This is a genomic window from Streptomyces sp. JH34, assembly GCF_029428875.1.
In the GTDB taxonomy this organism is placed as follows: domain Bacteria; phylum Actinomycetota; class Actinomycetes; order Streptomycetales; family Streptomycetaceae; genus Streptomyces.
The window spans coordinates 589,894-606,049 of sequence record NZ_JAJSOO010000001.1 but is presented as its reverse complement, the minus strand read 5'-3'; the positions used below and the strand labels follow the sequence as shown (position 1 = coordinate 606,049).

At 72.9% G+C, this 16,156-nt stretch carries 13 protein-coding genes; 6 read left to right on the top strand and 7 right to left on the bottom strand.

Annotated features, from left to right (window positions below; all coding sequences use genetic code 11):
* Positions 1 to 10 precede the first annotated feature (10 nt).
* Positions 11 to 1,672 (top strand): ABC transporter substrate-binding protein, encoded by a 1,662-nt coding sequence (locus LWJ43_RS02930; RefSeq protein ID WP_277330687.1) that lies wholly within the window; start codon positions 11 to 13, stop codon positions 1,670 to 1,672.
* 68 nt (positions 1,673 to 1,740) lie between these two features.
* Here the strand turns inward: LWJ43_RS02930 and LWJ43_RS02925 are convergent, their stop codons facing one another.
* Both LWJ43_RS02925 and LWJ43_RS02920 read right to left on the bottom strand, forming a co-directional pair.
* Positions 1,741 to 3,210, bottom strand: a complete 1,470-nt coding sequence (locus LWJ43_RS02925; protein WP_277330686.1) for a LysR family transcriptional regulator — start codon at positions 3,208 to 3,210, stop codon at positions 1,741 to 1,743.
* A 162-nt stretch (positions 3,211 to 3,372) separates the two neighbouring features.
* Positions 3,373 to 4,116 carry an SDR family oxidoreductase gene (locus tag LWJ43_RS02920; RefSeq protein ID WP_277330685.1) on the bottom strand — a complete coding sequence of 248 codons (744 nt, stop codon included), beginning with the start codon at positions 4,114 to 4,116 and terminating at the stop codon, positions 3,373 to 3,375.
* A 245-nt stretch (positions 4,117 to 4,361) separates the two neighbouring features.
* Here LWJ43_RS02920 and LWJ43_RS02915 point away from each other — a divergent pair, with 245 nt between their 5' ends.
* Genes LWJ43_RS02915 through LWJ43_RS02900 form a run of 4 tightly spaced genes read left to right on the top strand, consistent with a single transcriptional unit; the run spans position 4,362 to position 8,117 of the window.
* Positions 4,362 to 5,594 (top strand): cytochrome P450, encoded by a 1,233-nt coding sequence (locus LWJ43_RS02915; protein ID WP_277330684.1) that lies wholly within the window; start codon positions 4,362 to 4,364, stop codon positions 5,592 to 5,594.
* Positions 5,591 to 5,803: a ferredoxin gene (locus LWJ43_RS02910; RefSeq protein ID WP_277330683.1), complete on the top strand. Its 213-nt coding sequence runs from the start codon at positions 5,591 to 5,593 to the stop codon at positions 5,801 to 5,803. Before LWJ43_RS02915 ends, LWJ43_RS02910 begins: the two co-directional genes overlap by 4 nt.
* Before the next feature lie 35 nt (positions 5,804 to 5,838).
* Positions 5,839 to 7,140: a Cpe/LpqF family protein gene (locus tag LWJ43_RS02905; protein ID WP_277330682.1), complete on the top strand. Its 1,302-nt coding sequence runs from the start codon at positions 5,839 to 5,841 to the stop codon at positions 7,138 to 7,140.
* Positions 7,137 to 8,117 (top strand): EamA family transporter, encoded by a 981-nt coding sequence (locus LWJ43_RS02900; protein ID WP_277330681.1) that lies wholly within the window; start codon positions 7,137 to 7,139, stop codon positions 8,115 to 8,117. Before LWJ43_RS02905 ends, LWJ43_RS02900 begins: the two co-directional genes overlap by 4 nt.
* Here LWJ43_RS02900 and LWJ43_RS02895 read toward each other — a convergent pair.
* The 5 genes from LWJ43_RS02895 to LWJ43_RS02875 all read right to left on the bottom strand — a co-directional run bounded on the left by LWJ43_RS02895 (position 8,069) and on the right by LWJ43_RS02875 (position 14,007).
* The gene (locus tag LWJ43_RS02895; protein WP_277330680.1) at positions 8,069 to 9,100 is read right to left on the bottom strand and encodes a GNAT family N-acetyltransferase; all 1,032 of its coding nucleotides are present in this window, start codon (positions 9,098 to 9,100) and stop codon (positions 8,069 to 8,071) included. The two genes, LWJ43_RS02900 and LWJ43_RS02895, sit on opposite strands and share 49 nt — an antisense overlap.
* A complete protein-coding gene (locus LWJ43_RS02890) occupies positions 9,097 to 10,800 on the bottom strand; it encodes an ABC transporter substrate-binding protein (protein ID WP_277330679.1) in 1,704 nt (567 codons plus the stop codon). Before LWJ43_RS02890 ends, LWJ43_RS02895 begins: the two co-directional genes overlap by 4 nt.
* Positions 10,797 to 11,975 carry a GNAT family N-acetyltransferase gene (locus LWJ43_RS02885; RefSeq protein ID WP_277330678.1) on the bottom strand — a complete coding sequence of 393 codons (1,179 nt, stop codon included), beginning with the start codon at positions 11,973 to 11,975 and terminating at the stop codon, positions 10,797 to 10,799. The genes LWJ43_RS02890 and LWJ43_RS02885 overlap by 4 nt, the downstream gene beginning before the upstream one ends.
* Positions 11,972 to 13,261: an ATP-grasp domain-containing protein gene (locus tag LWJ43_RS02880; RefSeq protein WP_277330677.1), complete on the bottom strand. Its 1,290-nt coding sequence runs from the start codon at positions 13,259 to 13,261 to the stop codon at positions 11,972 to 11,974. The genes LWJ43_RS02885 and LWJ43_RS02880 overlap by 4 nt, the downstream gene beginning before the upstream one ends.
* A gap of 284 nt (positions 13,262 to 13,545) precedes the next feature.
* The gene (locus LWJ43_RS02875) at positions 13,546 to 14,007 is read right to left on the bottom strand and encodes a DUF5709 domain-containing protein (protein ID WP_277330676.1); all 462 of its coding nucleotides are present in this window, start codon (positions 14,005 to 14,007) and stop codon (positions 13,546 to 13,548) included.
* A 435-nt stretch (positions 14,008 to 14,442) separates the two neighbouring features.
* Here LWJ43_RS02875 and LWJ43_RS02870 point away from each other — a divergent pair, with 435 nt between their 5' ends.
* Positions 14,443 to 16,155: a bifunctional phosphatase PAP2/diacylglycerol kinase family protein gene (locus LWJ43_RS02870; protein ID WP_462100860.1), complete on the top strand. Its 1,713-nt coding sequence runs from the start codon at positions 14,443 to 14,445 to the stop codon at positions 16,153 to 16,155.
* The last annotated feature ends 1 nt before the right edge of the window (position 16,156 follow it).

Sequence of the window (16,156 nt, the reverse complement as noted above, 5' to 3'; positions counted from 1 at the left end):
GGGCTGGGACATGGAGACCGAACAGTCGGGCACCACCGGCTTCGACGCCGCCGTCGACGGCGTGGTCGCCCCGACCGACGAGCTGGGCGGGACCCTCCGCCTGGTGCGCACCGACGACTTCGACTCGCTCGACCCCGGCAACACGTACTACGCCTACACCTGGAACTTCCTGCGCCTGATCGGCCGGACCCTGGTCACCTTCGACACCGCGCCCGGCAAGGCCGGCCAGAGGCTCGTACCCGACCTGGCGGAGTCGCTCGGCGAGAGCTCGGACGGCGGCAGGACCTGGACGTACCGGCTGCGTCCCGGACTGCTCTACGAGGACGGCACGCCCGTCGTCGCCGCAGACGTCAAGTACGCGATCGCCAGGAGCAACTACGGCACGGACGTTCTGGGCGTCGGCCCCACCTACTTCCGCCACCTGCTGGGCACCGACTACGGAGGCCCGTGGCGCGAGCCCGAGGTGGACGGGCCCGTCACCGTCGAGACCCCCGACGACCGCACCCTCGTCCTCAGACTGGCCGAACCCTTCGCAGGCATGGACCTGCTGGCCACCATGCCGAGCACCACACCGGTCCCCAGGGACCGGGACACCGGCATCGGATACCGGCTCGGCCCCGTCGCCACCGGGCCCTACCGCGTCGAGTCCTACGAGCGCGGGCGACTCGTCGTCCTGGAGCGCAACCCGCACTGGGACCCCGGGACCGACCCCGTACGCCGGCAGCGGGCCGAACGCATCGAGGTGCACCTGGGCAAGGACCCGCACGAGGTGGACCTGATGCTGCTCTCCGGCGAGGCGCACATCGACCTCGCGGGCTTCGGCGTCCAGCCCGCCGTCCAGGAGCGCATCCTGGCCGACCCCGGACTGCGGGCCAACACGGACAACCCGCTGACCGGCTTCACCTGGATCTACTGCCTGTCCAGCCGGATCGCACCGTTCGACAACGTGCACTGCCGCCGCGCGGTGCAGTTCGCCACGGACAAGGCCGCCATGCAGGAGGCGTACGGAGGGCCCGTCGGCGGCGACATCGCCACCACGATCCTCCCGCCGACCATCGACGGCTACCAGCCCTTCGACCGCTACCCCGTCGGAGAGGACGGCACCGGGGACCTGGAGGCGGCCCGTGCCGAACTGGCCCTGGCGGGGATGCCGGACGGGTTCCGCACGAAGATCGCCGCCCGCAAGGACCGCCTCAAGGAGTACCGGGCGGCCGAGGCGCTGTCGGCGGGGCTCGCGCGGGTGGGCATCGAGGCCGAGGTGCTGGACTTCCCGTCCGGCGACTACTTCGACCGCTACGGCGGCAGCCCCGAGTACCTGCGCGAACACGGCATCGGGATCATCATGTTCGGCTGGGGGGCGGACTTCCCCGACGGGTACGGCTTCTTCCAGCAGATCGTCGACGGGCGCGCGATCAAGGAGCGCGGCAACCAGAACATGGGCGAACTCGACGACCCGGAGATCAACGGTCTCCTGGACCGGGGAGCCGTGAGCGGGGACCCCGCGGAACGCGCGGCCATCTGGCACCGGATCGACCGGCTGACCATGGACCACGCCGTGATCGTCCCCTACCTCTACCCGCGCTCGCTCCTCTACCGCCACCCGGACGCCCGCAACGTGTTCGTCACCGGGTCCTTCGGGATGTACGACTACGTGGCGCTCGGCGCGAAGTGACCGACCGGCGGGGGCGGCACGCGGACTCCGCGCGCCGCCCCCGCCGCTCTGTCGCCGCCGCCCCGCAGTCAGCCCCGGCCGGCGACCGCCGGCCGTGCCACGCCGCGCTCGGACCGGCCCGGACGCCCCGCGCCGGCCAGGGGGGAGCGGAGCCCACGGCGCTCCGTGCCGCCGCCCGGTTCCGCCGCCGGCACGACCTCCCCCTGGCCAGCGAGGCCCACCGCGTGCAGTCCGGCCTCGAAGACCGCCAGCCGGCCCAGGAACTGCCGGGTCGGTGCCGTCAGGTCCGTACCGCGTGAGCTGCGCAGCAACAGGCGTGCCCCGAGCCGGAGTTCCAGGCGGTGGATGCGCCGGGTGAGAGCCGACTGACTGATCGAGAGGACCGCCGCGGCGCGGTTGATGCTGCCGTGGTCCGCCACCGCCCGCAGCAGATGGAGGTCCTCCACATCGATCTGGGCCGACTCGGCCGGCAGCGCCGGCGGGGTCCGGAGACTCTGCGCGGCCTCCTCGGTGCGCCGGACCAGCTCCGCCCGCTGCCCGCACAGCCAGTCCGCCCACCACGGATCGCGCAGCAGATCCCCGTGCCGCTCGGTGAACCTGCTGAGGCAGCGGTCCGTGAGCAACGCGGCCAGCTGCTGGGCGAGCGCTCCGGGGACGACGGCCGGATCGACCAGGAGGCCGGCGGCCCGCCGTGGCCGTTCGCTCAGCGAACGGCGCACCAGCGAGGGGGCGAACACGGCCGGACAGGCCGGTGAACCCAGCCCGACGGCGTCACCGCGGCGCAGCATCCCCCGCGCCACCGAGGCCCCGGCGACCTGGATGCGGGCGGGCGGAGTGAGACCGGCCGACTGGTAGACGCGGCTGACCAGCACCTCCCCACGGGGGCCGGCCTCCGACACCCAGTTCTCCTCGCGCAGATCGGCGAGGGAGACGGTGTCCCGCCCCGCCAGCGGATGCCCGACGGGCAGGGTCACCCAGAGAGGGTCGTCGAGCACGTCGTAGGTGCGCACGGCGCGGTCGACCGCGTGCGCAAGGGTGTCGAGGCCCCACGTGTGCGCCGCGTCCACCCGGTAGCCGTCGAGCTGCCTGAGGACCTGGAGGGGCGTGTCGTGACTGACCGACAGAAGGATGCCCAGGGAGTCGGCCGCGTCCTCGACCAGATCCTCCATCAGCGGCTCTGCGGTGGCGATGTCCAGGATGCGGGGCGCGTTCAGGGCCTCGGTGCCGCGTCCGTAGATCTCGGTCTGGACGGCCTGGTCGACCTGCCGGAAGAAGCGCCGCCCCGCCACGAGCACCCGGGTGCCGTCCGCGCTCAGCCGGGCGGTACGCGCGTCCCGCAGCGTGAGCCGCAGCCCGGTCGCCTGGTCCAGCCTCTCGAGCCGCCGCTCGGCGGCCGGTGCTCTCAGCCCCGCCCTGCGGGCCGCTTCGGCGAGGTCGCCGCACTGTCCGATCGCGTCCAGCAGTCGAAGATCCGGACGCGACAGGGGCAAGCGCGTCGACCGGTCGGGAACGGAGGGCACGTGTATCGCAGAAGGCACGGACGGCTTCCTTACGGTTATGGATGACGCCTCTTCTTCACCTGTGACGGCCTGATGCGGCTCACGTTAGGCAGGCGTTCTCTTCGCTCGCTCCTCTCACCCCGTGCCCCGGACAGCACGACGGCGGGCACCCCACCGAGGGGCGCCCGCCGGACGGACCGTTCAGGCCTGGTCGGTGGGCCGGATGAAGATCTCGTTGACCGTCGCGTGCGGGGGAGCGGTGACCGCGTACAGCACCGCGTCGGCGATGTCCTCACTCTGCAACTGACGGATCTTCGACACCCGTTCGGTGATCGCGGCCTTGGACGGCGCGTGCGTGATGTGCTCGCGCAGTTCCGTCTCCACGGTGCCCGGCTCGATGACCACCACGCGCACCCCGCGTTCGGTCACCTCCTGGCGCAGCCCCTCGCTGAACCCGTTCACGGCGAACTTGGTGGCGTTGTAGACGGCGCTGCCGCGTCCGACGACCCGGGCGGCGATGGACGAGATCTGGACGATCGTCCCCTGGTTCCTGATCAGTTCGGGGAGCGCCGCGTGGGTCACGTACATCAGGCCCATCACGTTGGTGTCCATCATCCGCGTCCAGTCGGTGGTGTCGGCGTCCTCCACCGGCCCCAGCAGCATCAGCCCCGCGTTGTTGACCAGGATGTCGAGCCGGCCGAGCCGCTCGGTCGTGGACCGCACGGCGGCGGCCACGGCCTGCTCGTCGGTGACGTCCAGCTCGAGGACCAGGACGGTGCCGCCCGCGGCCTCCAGTTCGTCGCGCAGTTCCTCGAGCCGGTCGACGCGCCGCCCGGCGACGGCGACCGACGCCCCAGCCGCGGCAAGGGCGCGGGCGGTTGCCCGGCCGATTCCTGAGCCTGCTCCTGTGACGAGTGCGACGTGTCCCTCTAGCGATGAACTCATGTGGTCCTCGTTCTCGGGGTGGTGGGCCGGAGCGGGAATCCGGCCGAAAGGCGTCCGACGGTACGGCGCGCCGAACGTACCAGCCGGTCCGACAGCAGGTGAACGCCTTCCGGCGCCCGCGGTTATGTGCGTTCGTGGCCGGTTATGCGGGTCGGCCCGCCCCGAAGGGGGTGGCGCGGGACGGGCGGTGAGGATGGGCCCGCTACTTCACGTCGGCATGCCCGTGCAGCGATAGGTGGGACCCCATGACGCAGGACGCAGCATCCCCGAAGATGACCGCCGTGCCGTCCTACCCGATGGAACGCGTCTCCCCGGTCGATCCGCCGCCGCCGCTCGCACTGCTGAGGTCCGGTCCGGCCGCGAGCCGCATCACGATGTGGGACGGCAGCCAGGTGTGGCTGGTCACCGCGCACCCGCACGTCCGCGCGGTGCTGGGCGACCGCAGGTTCACCGCGGTGACCAGCGCGCCCGGCTTCCCGATGATGACGACCACGTCCCCCCTGGTGCGGGACAAGCCCCACACCGCGTCCTTCATCCGTATGGACGACCCCGACCACTCACGGCTGCGGTCCATGCTCACCCGCGACTTCCTGCACGGCAGGGCCGAGGCGATGCGGCCCGTGCTGCGGGAGCACCTGGACGAGATGCTCGGCGAACTGACCCGGGGCGAGCGCCCGGTGGATCTGGTGCGCGGGCTGACGATCCCCGTCCCCTCCCGGGTCATCGCCCTGCTCTTCGGTGTGTCCGACGAGCAGCGCGAGCTGATCGAGAACCGTGCGGGCATCCTCATCGACCGCGGCTACCCGCCCGCACAGGTCGCCGCCGCCCGCGACGAGCTGGACGGCCTGCTGCGCGACGTGGTCGAGGAACGCATGCGGATGCCCGAGCCCGGCGACGACCTGCTGAGCCGTCTCGTCGTCGACCAGGTGCGCACGGGGAACCTCACCGTCGAGGAGATGGTCCCGATGTGCCGCCTGCTGCTGGTCGCCGGGCACGGGACGACCACCAGCCAGGCCAGTCTCAGCCTGCTGAGCCTGGTCACCGACCAGGGGCTGGCCGACACCCTGGCCAAGGACCCGGAACTGCTGCCGAAGGCGGTCGAGGAACTGCTGCGCTACCACTCCATCGTCCAGAACGGCCTCGCCCGCGCGGCGCTGGAGGACGTGGAAGTGGGCGACGTGACGATCCGGGCCGGCGAGGGAGTGGTCGTGTCCCTCTCGGCAGGCAACCGCGACGAGGCGGTCTTCCCCGACCCCGACACCCTGGACCCGGCCCGCGACGCCCGCCGCCATGTCGCCTTCGGCCACGGCATCCACCAGTGCCTGGGCCAGTGGCTGGCCAAGGTGGAGCTGGAGGAGATGCTGTCCGCCGTGCTGCGCTGGATGCCCGGCGCCCGCCTCGCCGTCCCCTTCGCCGACCTGGACTTCCGCCACGAGGTGTCCAGCTATGGGCTCGGCGCGCTCCCGGTGACGTGGTGAGCCCCGGCCGGCTCCGCGTCTCCGTGGACACGGACGCCTGCTGCGCCATGGGCCGGTGCGCGGCGACGGAACCCCGGGTCTTCGGCCAGGACGAGGACAGCGGCACCGTCGTCCTGCTCCAGGCCGGACCACCGCCCGAACTGCACGAGACGGTCAGGCTGTGCGCCGACCTCTGCCCGTGCACGGCCATCACGGTCACCGAGGACTGACACCACCGGCCGGCAACGGCCGTCGAGGAGCGATGATGATCGATCTGCCCGGTTCCGACGCCTCCCTCCGCCCCGGCGCGCAGGCCGCGCTCGACGCCGACGGCAGCCCACTCGGGCGCCGCACCGCCTGGGCGGTGGACCTCCTGACCGCCGAGACGCCCCCGGAGGCCGACCACTCCGAGCACTTCGTCCCCGTGTTCCTCGCCCGGCAGCCGCGGGGCTTCGCCGCGACGCTCGAACAGTGGCGCGCCCAGGGCCCGTTCACCGTCACCGAGTACCAGCCGGTGGCCCACAAGTCGTGGGTGACCCTTCAGGGCCCGTCGGGGACCCGCTCCACCCTGTCGCTGACGCTCGACTCCACCGGGCTGATCCGCGTACTGCACCTGGGCCCGGAGACGGTCACCCCTCCGGTACACGGATGGGACGACCTCGCGGGAGCCCTGGAGCAGCCGGGGGTGACCTGGTCGGCGCTGGTGACCCGCGAGGCGGGCGGCACGACCGAGACGCTGTACGCCAAGGACGCCGACCGGCCCATGCCCAACGGCTCCTCGTACAAGCTGTACCTGATGCGGGCCCTGGCGCACGCGGTCGCCTCCGGCGCCGTCCGGTGGGACGACGAGGTGACGGTGACACCGGCGCTGCGCAGCCTCCCCACCGGGGACATGCAGGAACTGCCGGACGGCACCCGGGTCGCGGTGCGCGAGACGGCGTACAAGATGATCGCGATGAGTGACAACACCGCCGCCGACCTGATCCAGGACCTCCTCGGCCGGGACGCAGTGGAACGGGCGGTCGAGCAGGGCGGGCACAGCGATCCTTCGCTGCTGCGGCCGTTCCTGTCGAGCCATGAGGTCTTCGAGATCGGCTGGGGCGCCCCCGGGCTGCGGGACGAGTGGGACGCGGCGGACGAGGAGGGACGCAGACTCCTGCTGGACCGGATCGCCGGCCCCATGACCGTGCGCGGCTCCGACCTCGGCCCGACCGTGCACCAGCGGGGGCTGGACTGGCACATGAGCGCCTGGGACGTCGCACGGGTGCTGGGCGCGCTGGCCGAGGACGGGACACGGGACACGAGCGGGGTCGTCGAGGGCATCCTGACCGCCTACCCGGGGGTCCCGGTCGATCCGGCCCGCTGGCCTCGCGTCGTGTTCAAGGGCGGCTCGTGCCCCGGTGTCATGATGTTCTGCTGGCTCCTGGAGGACCCCGACGGCGTCCGTTTCACGCTGGTGCTCCAGCAGCGCGCCGACGACCAGAAGCTCATCGGTGACGGGCAGTTCCTGCGGGGCATGGGCGGCCGCGTCATCGAGTCCGGTCTGCTCTCCGGCACCTCCCGGTGACCGCCAGGGACCGTTCGCTGGCGGTGCTGGTGGCCGTGCTCTGGGGGCTGAACTTCCTCGCGGTGCGGGTCGGCCTCGACCACTTCCCGCCGTTCTTCCTGGCGGCGCTGCGCTACCTGGTGCTCGCGGTGCCGGTGATCCTGTTCGTGCCCCGCCCGAAGGTGCCGCTGCGCTGGCTGCTCGGATACGGACTCGGCTTCGGAGTGGCCCAGTTCGGGCTGCTGTTCCTCGCCATCGAGCAGGGCATGCCGTCCGGTCTGGCGTCCGTGGTGGTGCAGGCGTCGGCGCCGTTCACGGTGCTGCTGGGCGCGCTGCTGCTGCGTGAGCGTGTGTCCGGGCGCCAACTGGCCGGTATCGGGATGGCCGTGGCGGGGATGGTGGTGATCGCGGTGGACAGGGCGCGGACGGCGCCGCTGCTGCCTCTGGTGCTGACCGTGCTGGCCGCCCTCGGCTGGGCGGTGGGCAACCTGGCCAGCCGGCAGGCGAAGCCGGAGTATCCGCTGCGGTTCGCCCTGTGGATGGCGGTGATCCCGCCGCTGCCGCTGCTGACGCTGTCCGCGGTGATGGAGGGGCCGGCCACGGGATGGCGGGCGCTGGGGTCCGCCTTCGGGCCCGACGGCTGGCCGGGCCTCGTCGCACTCGTCTACATCGCGGTGCTGGGCAGCGTCGTCGGCTCCGGGATCTGGACGGCGCTGCTGAAGCGCTACCCGGCCGGGGTCGTCGCGCCGTTCTCGATGCTGGTGCCGGTGGTCGGTCTGGCCGGCGCCTGGCTCGCGCTGGACGAGCGGCCCACCGGATGGGCGGTGGCGGGTGGAGCCGTCGTCGTCGCCGGGGTGCTGCTGGGCACCGGCTGGCTGCCGCGCTTCGCGCGTGAGCGCATGGCCGCTCCCCGCGTCCCCGAAGGGGGCGGGGAGCGGCCGGCGGACACTCAGACAGCGGGGTCGACCGGCGCCTCCCAGGAGACGAAGCGCTCCTGAGGCACGAAGCCCATCGCCTCGTTGAGGGCGATCATCGGACGGTTGCTGTCCGCGTTCGCCGTCTCGATCAGCCGCACGCGTGGCTCGTACTCACGCACATGGGCGAGGTTCGCGAGCTTCAGCACGAGACCCAGGCCATGACCGCGGTGCGCCGAGGCCACCACGGTCATGCCCTGGAGGAGGTGCTCCGGGTTGCCGGTGGTCTTGGACGCACTGGTGAATCCGGCGAGTTCGCCGGTCGCCTCGTGGACCGCGCCCACGTGGTAGGCGCGCCGTCCACGGCCGACGCGCATCCGCTCGTACCGCCGCACATGGCTGGTGCGGACCGCGTCGGGCCCCTGGCCCCAGGTCTCCGGCAGGCTCTCGCCGAGCGACTGGCCGAGCTCGGAGACCGCGATGGCGAGGTCGTCCGGGGTGATCGTCCCCCACCTCCGGAGCCGGTAGCCGGACGGGACTTCGGGGACACCGCCGGCTGAGGGGTCGTGACGGTCCAGGTCGAGCCACTGGTGGACGCCCTCGGGGCCGTCGGACACGGCGGCGCCCAGCGCGGCCGCGAACGCGGCGGGACCCTCGTGCCGTGCGGGCCCTCCGGGCAGTGCCTGGACCACGTCCGCGACCAGGAGGGTGCGGCCGTGCTCCGCGGCCAGCGCGCGGGCCCGCCCGAACAGCGCGGACCCTATGCCCTGGCGGCGCTCCTTCGGCGCGGTCAGCAACTGGTCGACCACGGCGACCGGCGCCCCGTCGGGGAACACGAGCCGGAGCGCGCCCACCGCCTGCCCGTCCAGGAACGCGACCTCCCCGGCCATCGAGGTGTCCGGCGGTGCGAAGCGCACCGAACCGGTCAGGTCCGCCGCGCAGTGAGGCGCGGCGGACAGGGGCACGTCCTCGGCGCTGTCCACGGTCAGCCGGAGCCAGGCGTCCACCGTGGGGGCGTCGTCGGCGTCCAGCGGGACGAAGCGGAGGTCCGCTGCTGTGTCGTTCATACGGTGTCGGTCTCCCGGTCGGTGCGGGTGTCGGTGACGCCCATGGCCTGGATGTCGTACAGGCCGAAGGCGGGGTGGACGAAGACGTTGGTGGCGCGGGGGCCCCGGTGGTGCAGGGTCTTGTCGTGGACCAGCGGCAGGATCACCGCGTGGTCCATGACCCGCCGCTCCACCTCGCGCCACAGTTCCGTGCGCGCGGCGGGGTCGGCGGTGTGCAGCCCGGTGTCGATCAGCTCGTTGACCTTCGGGTCGTCGAGCTCGGCGATGTTCCAGTTGCCGCCGCCGGGGCGGATCAGCCGGCCGTCGACCAGAGGGGCGAGGAAGCCGTACTCGGTGGGGAAGTCGGCGCCCCAGTCGGTCACGATCATGCCGAGGCCGTGCTTGCGGATCGTCTCCGGTGAGCCTGCGCCCTGACTGAAGTACGTCGCCACGTCCAGCTCCTTGACGGTCAGCCGGATGCCGACACGGGCGACGGACTCCACGACCGCGTCGGCGACCAGCCGGAACTTGCCGCGCTGGGTGCCGATGACGGCGTCGAAGCCGTCGGGCAGCCCCGCGGCCCGGAGTTCGGCGCGGGCCGCGTCGAGGTCGCCCCGCAGGTCAGGGCCGGTCGGATAGCGGTCCAGCGCCTGATGGGACGGGAGCCCCGGCGGGAAGAGCACCGTGGTCAGATCACCCCCGGTGACCGGGCCGCCGCGCGCCTCCTGGAGGAGGATCTTGTCGGCCGCGTAGTGCACGGCCCGCCGCACGTGCACGTTGTCGAAGGGCGGGACGTGCGGCTGGAGCGAGACGAAGTGCAGGAAGCTGGTCTTCGGGTTGTCGGTGCGTGAGCGCAGCACCGGATCGTCGGCCAGGCGGTTCTGGGCTGCGTGCTGGAGGCCCCGGCCCTCCAGGTTGATGTCGAACTCCCCGGCCGTCAGGCGCTCGTCCATGTCGTCCGGGTCGAGGCCGATGGTGACGTCCACCCTGTCGGGCAGCGCCGGCCGCACGGGGTCGGTGGCCCGGTCCCAGTGGGGGTTGCGTTCCAGCAGGAGCCTGCTGCCCGGCCGGTGCCCGGCGACCCGGTACGGGCCGGTGCAGCGCGGGTCCTCGCCGTAGCGTGCCCCGGTGTCGGCGTGCCGTGGCACGGGGGAGACGCACGGCTGGGCCATCAGGTGGTCGAAGTCGGAGAACGGGGACCGCAGCCGGAACACGATCGTGCGCTCGTCGGGCGTCAGCACGGAGGGCAGCCCCCCGACGCCGTCCCGGTAGGGCCCGGCGTACGGGCGGTCCGGGTCGTCCAGGAGGGGCACCAGATAGGTGGGCCCGCCCGACAGCACGTCCTGGGCGAAGATCCGCTGCACCGCGTACCGTACGTCGGCCGAGGTCACCGGAGTGCCGTCGTCGAAGAGGACGCCCTCGCGGAGCCGGTAGGTCCAGGTCCGGTTGCCGTCGGTCGCCACTCCGGGCCCCTCGGCGAGGTCCGGCACGGGCACCAGGCCGGCCGGCCCGGGGTCGGTGGGGTACGCCATCAGTGTGCGGTTGAGGAGGCGCTGGAGCAGCCACACCCAGACGTAGTAGGTCCGTGCCGGGTCGAGGGAGTCGACGTCGGCCGAGGAGACCAGCCGCAGGGTCCCCCCGCGCCGGTCGGAGGGAGCGACCTTCGCCCCTACGGCGGCGTTCCAGCCGGCGCCTTCCTGGAAGTTCGTGGCGTCGCTCATCGCTCGGTCGTCTCCCGGTCGTCGGCGGGCGAGAGGGCGGCGCCCTCGGTTCGGGGTGTCGGCAGCAGGTAGGAGCGCTGCTCGCTGGCCTGGCAGCCACGGGCCAGCTTCGCCTTGACGCTGCCGATCCCTGCGTGCAGGACGGTGGCGCCCTCCTTCGCCGCGGCGTCCAGCACCTGGTAGTACAGGACGTCGTAGTAGAGCGGCAGCTTGCCCTGGGCCTCGTAGTCGAACCCCGCCCGGTGGCCGTACCACTGCTCCTCGCCCCGCGCCCGGGACCGCAGCACCATGCCGAAGCCGATGATGCTGCCGCGCTGCCGGGCCACGGACACCAGGACGTCGTCGCCCATGATCTCGGCGATCCGCCCGATCATCCGGGCGGAGCCCTCGTCGCTGGCCGGATTCCCGTACTTGCGCAGGAGGTTGGCGTCGAGTTCTCCGAGGCGGGGGCAGAGCGCCTGCGTCAGCGGCTCGACGTTCACCTCGACCCCGGCCTCCGCCAGCGCCCTGCGTTCCAGGCGCACCCGGCGGCGGCGATGGGCGCTCATCTCCTCGACGAACTGCTCGAAGCCGCCCGGCGGGATGTCCAGCCAGGCGTAGTGGTCGGAGGGGTGGTGGCGGTAGCCGCGGCTCTCCAGCAGAGCGGTGAGCGACGTGTCCCGCACATCGACGTGCGGGAAGCAGACGGTGGCCGCTCCGCGGTCCGCCGCCATCGCCTCGGCCCTCTCCAGCAGCGCGGCGAGATCCTCCGTGGTGGCCTCGGGAGAGGCGAGCGTCCTGGTGCGCCCCAGGTGCCGCCCCCCGCACACCAGGGAGGGCAGCAGCCGGTCCGGGTCGCCCCCGGCGACGTCGCGCAGCACACCGGCCGCTTCGGGAACCTCCTGCTCCAGCGCGCGTCGCAGCATGGCGTCCGGCCGGGCGAGCAGCCACGCGACGGACGCGTCGGCCCACGCCGTCACCAGCCCGGCGACCGGCGCTCCGCCCCGTTCACGCACCAGGAAGTCCATGGCCGTACCCGAGTTGACCTCCTGCACGGCGAGCCACCGCGGGGTCTGGAAGAAGTCCTCAGCCCCCGGCAGCGAGCTCCAGCCCGCGGCCTCCAGCCCGGCCGCGTCCGCCACCGCCCGTACGGCGTCCGGGCCCTGGGCGTCCGGGCCCTCGGTATACGGGCTCACCGGAGGTCTTCCTCGACGACGAAGTCCAGCAGCGCGGCCGCCTTGTCCGCGAGCTCCTGCGCGGCGACCCGGTCCGGGCCGTTGCAGTAGGTGAAGCCGACGCAGGAGGAGTTGTCCATGCGCTGCAGCAGATGGTCGCCCTTCTCCACGTGCAGCAGCACCTGGACGTTCTCCACCGCCGCCGCGGCCTCCAGACCGTCGATGTGCGAGAGGGTCCCGCGCCGGGTGGGGTAGATCATGCGGACCGCGGCGCCGCCGCGGTGCACGACCGGCTCGATCGGCGGGGTGACGCCGATGGTGAGCAGCCAGGCGTCCAGGATCGGGCTGCGTCCGGTCACGTCGGTCACCAGCATCGTCATGCAGCTCGACGGGGTGCGGGGGTTGGCCTCGATGATCCGCCAGCCGGACTCGGTACGACGGACCTCGGTGTGGCAGGGGCCGTGCCGGTAGCCGATCATCTCCAGGGTCGTGCGGACCACGTGGTACAGCTCGTCGCGCTCGTCGTCGGCGAGCGGCACGGGGAAGGTGTGCCCGCACTCGATGTAGGCGGGGTCGCCGAAGAGGTCCTTGGAGGTGACGCCGAAGACGTGGGTGTGCCCGTCCACGGTCATCGTCTCGACGCTGACCTCCTCGCCCTCGACGTACTGCTCCAGCAGGACGTCACCGCTGCGCGGCTGGCCCCGCAGGCTGTGCCGCACGGCGGACAGCTCCTCCCACGCCTCGACGAGCCCCTCCATGTCGTCGACCCTGCGCACCCCGTAACTGATCGCCTCCGCCGGGGGCTTGGCGATCATCGGGAACCCGAGGCGGCGGGCGGCCTCGTCGAGCTGGCCGCGATGCCCGACCAGCACATGCGGGATGTTGAACGGCTCGTCGCCGAGCGCGATCCGCAGGTGGTCCTTGATGTTGGCCGTGCGTACGGCGGCCGGATCGGGACCGGGCAGACCGAGCCGGCGGGCGGCGTGAGCGGCGAGCTCGGTGTGGTAGTCGGAGAACGAGGTGAGACCGTGGACCAGGGGAGCGCCGTCCTCACCGGTGACGACCGCCAGCACGGCGTCGAGGTCTGTGGTGTCGACGTCGATCACCCGGTCCACGATGGCCAGCGGATGGGTGTCCCAGTCGTGCCCGTGGGTGTACCAGGACCGGTCACCCGTCAGCAGCCACACCTCCAGGCCGTGTTCCTGGGCCTGCCGCAGCCCCAGGACGAAGGGGTGGTTCTGCATGTGCTCGACGATCGCGATCCGTTTTCCGGCGAACTGTGCGTAATCGGCCAGAGGTGTTGTCATCGGACGCCTCCCGTGTGGGTGATGTGCAGTCGACCGGTTCCGGGTTCTCGGGATTCAGTTGAACCGTCCCCGGGCCGGCTGTGCCATGTCTCGGGCGGCAGGACGCATAGGCGGCGGGCGAGGTGCATAGGAGGGCCGGGCGGCGGCCGGTGGCCGAGAGGACGGGGCCGAGGCGCGCGGTGCCTCGGCGGTCCGGGACGCCCGGAGGGCGCGCCGGGCGCTCCGGACACACGTCGGAGGCGGTACCGGACCGCTCCGGTACCGCCTCCGGCACGCGCCACGCCTCAGGCTTCGTCGTCCTCCTGGATGTGGAGTGCGGCCTCCTCGGCGGTCGCCGCGCCCCCGTCGATGCCGACGTCGCGTCCCAGGGTCCTGTTGTTGGACCGGGCCCCGGGTGCCTCGTCCGTGGTGGTGAGGCGTCCGGCGCGTTCGGTACCGGCGTCGTCCTCCTCGGGGCCGTTGTCCTCGGGGCCTTCGTGGGGTTCGTCGGCGAGCAGCGGGTCGTCCTCGGGCACCTCCTGCGCCAGGCGGCGGTCGAGGGACTCGCCTTCGCGCTGTTCCTCGCCCGTGGTCCCGTACTTGGTGACGCCGAGGGGCTTCTCCGGTGGGGAGTAGCCGGTGTCGAGCGTCTCGTCGAGGTCGGGTTCGTCGATGACGTTCTCGGGGTCGAGGTCGTCCGTGGGCGGGTTGTCGGTGTCCGATCCGTCGGGCTGGTAGACGTCGTCTCCGCGTCCTTCGTCCGGCATCGGGCTGCTCCTTCCCTCGATGTGCGCCGTGTCCGCACGGTACGTGCGGTGTTCCCGCTCTCCTGCCCACGTGCGGGCAGGTCATCGGTGCGGTTCTTCCCGGTCGGCCCTGTGTCCTCCCGGGTGTACACGGCCCGGCTGTCCGTGGGGACGGAAGTCCTGGTCAGGCCTGTGCCGGTCACACGGTGTCGGCCTCGGCAGCTTATGACCGATCCCGGGGGGCTGCGACCGGGAAGGATCACCGGCCCGCGCCGGAAGGACGGCGAGATACGGGCCCGGTGCCAGGTCTGGAGATGCGCGGAGAGGGAAGACGGCGAGACGCCGGGAGCCCCGGCCCCCTCGTGGCCCGAGGGGACCCACCGCAGCGACGGGAACGCCATGCCGACCGAGATACCGGAAAGACCCGCAGCCCTCTCCGACGGGCCACCCCGGCCCATGCCGTCCCGCTCCGGCCCGGACCGCCCGCACGACGTCGTCGAGTGCCCGCCCCGTGCCGCGGACACCGCCGGGGGCATGGGCCGGGCCGTCGGAGTCATCGCCTCGGCGGCGGTCTGCCAGGCCGCCCTGATGGTGGGACTCGGGCTCCTGATCACCGGGCCCGGGGCCCGGGTGTGGCCGCTGACGTACGAGGACGGGGTCACCGACGCACTGGAGCGGGCCCGCACCGGCACGCTCGACACGGTGTCCCTCGTCGTGTCCGAGGCCGGAAACACCGTCACGGTCGTCGCGGGCACCCTCCTCGCCTGCCTCTTCCTGCTGCTGGTCCCCAGGCTTCCCCGATGGCGTGACGCGCTCTTCCTCGCCGTCGCCGTCTCGCTCCAGTCCCTGGTCTTCCTCACCGTCACCGAAGCGGTGGACCGCAACCGGCCCGACGTCGAACGCCTCGACGCCTCGCCCCCCACCTCCAGCTACACCTCCGGACACACCGGTGCGGCGACCGCTCTCTACGCCGGCCTCGCGGTCCTGGTCCTGCACCGGGCCAAGGGGCCGTGGCGCAGGCCCGTGGCGGTGCTGCTGCTGCTCGTGCCGCTCCTGGTGGGCCTCGCCCGGATGTACCGGGGGATGCACCATCCGACGGACGTCGCGGGAGGCCTGCTGAACGGCGGACTGTCCCTGCTGATCGTCGGCCGTGCCCTGCTGGCCGGACCGCACGTGCCCGCCGCCGCACCCGCCGGCCCGGCCACCGGCCCCCGAACGGCTCCCGGCGCCCTGAGCGGTCGGGCTCCCGGTCGCACCGCCGTGGTCTACAACCCCACCGTCACCGACGAGGCGGCCCGCGCTCGGCTCAGGCGGGTCCTCGAGGACCACGGCCGCCACGAAGCGGACTTCGTGCCGACCACGGCCGATGACCCGGGTGAGGGGCAGACGGCCCGAGCGGTGCGGGAAGGGGCGTCGCTCGTCGTGGTCTGCGGCGGCGACGGGACGATCCGCGCCGCCGCGGACGCGCTGGCCGGCACGGGCGTACCGCTCGCGGTGGTGCCCTGCGGCACCGGAAACCTCCTCGCGCGGAACCTGGGACTGCCGGTGCGACCGGCGGACGCCCTGGCAGGAGCCCTGGGCGGCACCCCCCACCGCATCGACCTCGGGCGGATCGAGGGGGACGGCATGAAGGCGGCGCACTTCACGGTGATGTCCGGGGCCGGGCTCGACGCCGCGATGCTGGAGAGCACCAGCGACCGGGCCAAGGCGGTCCTCGGCTGGCCCGCGTACGTCATGGCCGGACTGCGGGAGCTTCGCGCTCCCCGCATGCGCCTGACGGTCGGCATGGACGGGGCACCGCTCCTGCGGCGTACCGCCCGGATGGTGCTCATCGCCAACACCGGCAAGGTGCAGGGCGGTGCCGCGCTGGTCCCGGCGGCCCGCCCCGACGACGGCCTGCTCGACCTGATGATCCTCGACCCGCGCGGACCGGCCGGCTGGCTGAGCGCCGCGGCGTCGGTCGTGCGCCCCCGGCCGCCGAAGAGGGAGGACGGCCGCGCGGGCACACACCGCTCCGTGGAGTACTTCACCTTCCGCCGCGCCGAGGTCCGCTTCGAGACGCCGCAGCGGCGTGAGCTCGACGGTGACCCCGTGTCCCCGGGCCGGCACCTCGTCGCCGAGGTGAGGCCCGGTGCGCTGACCGTGCTCATGCCCCTGGGAGGGAAGTGAG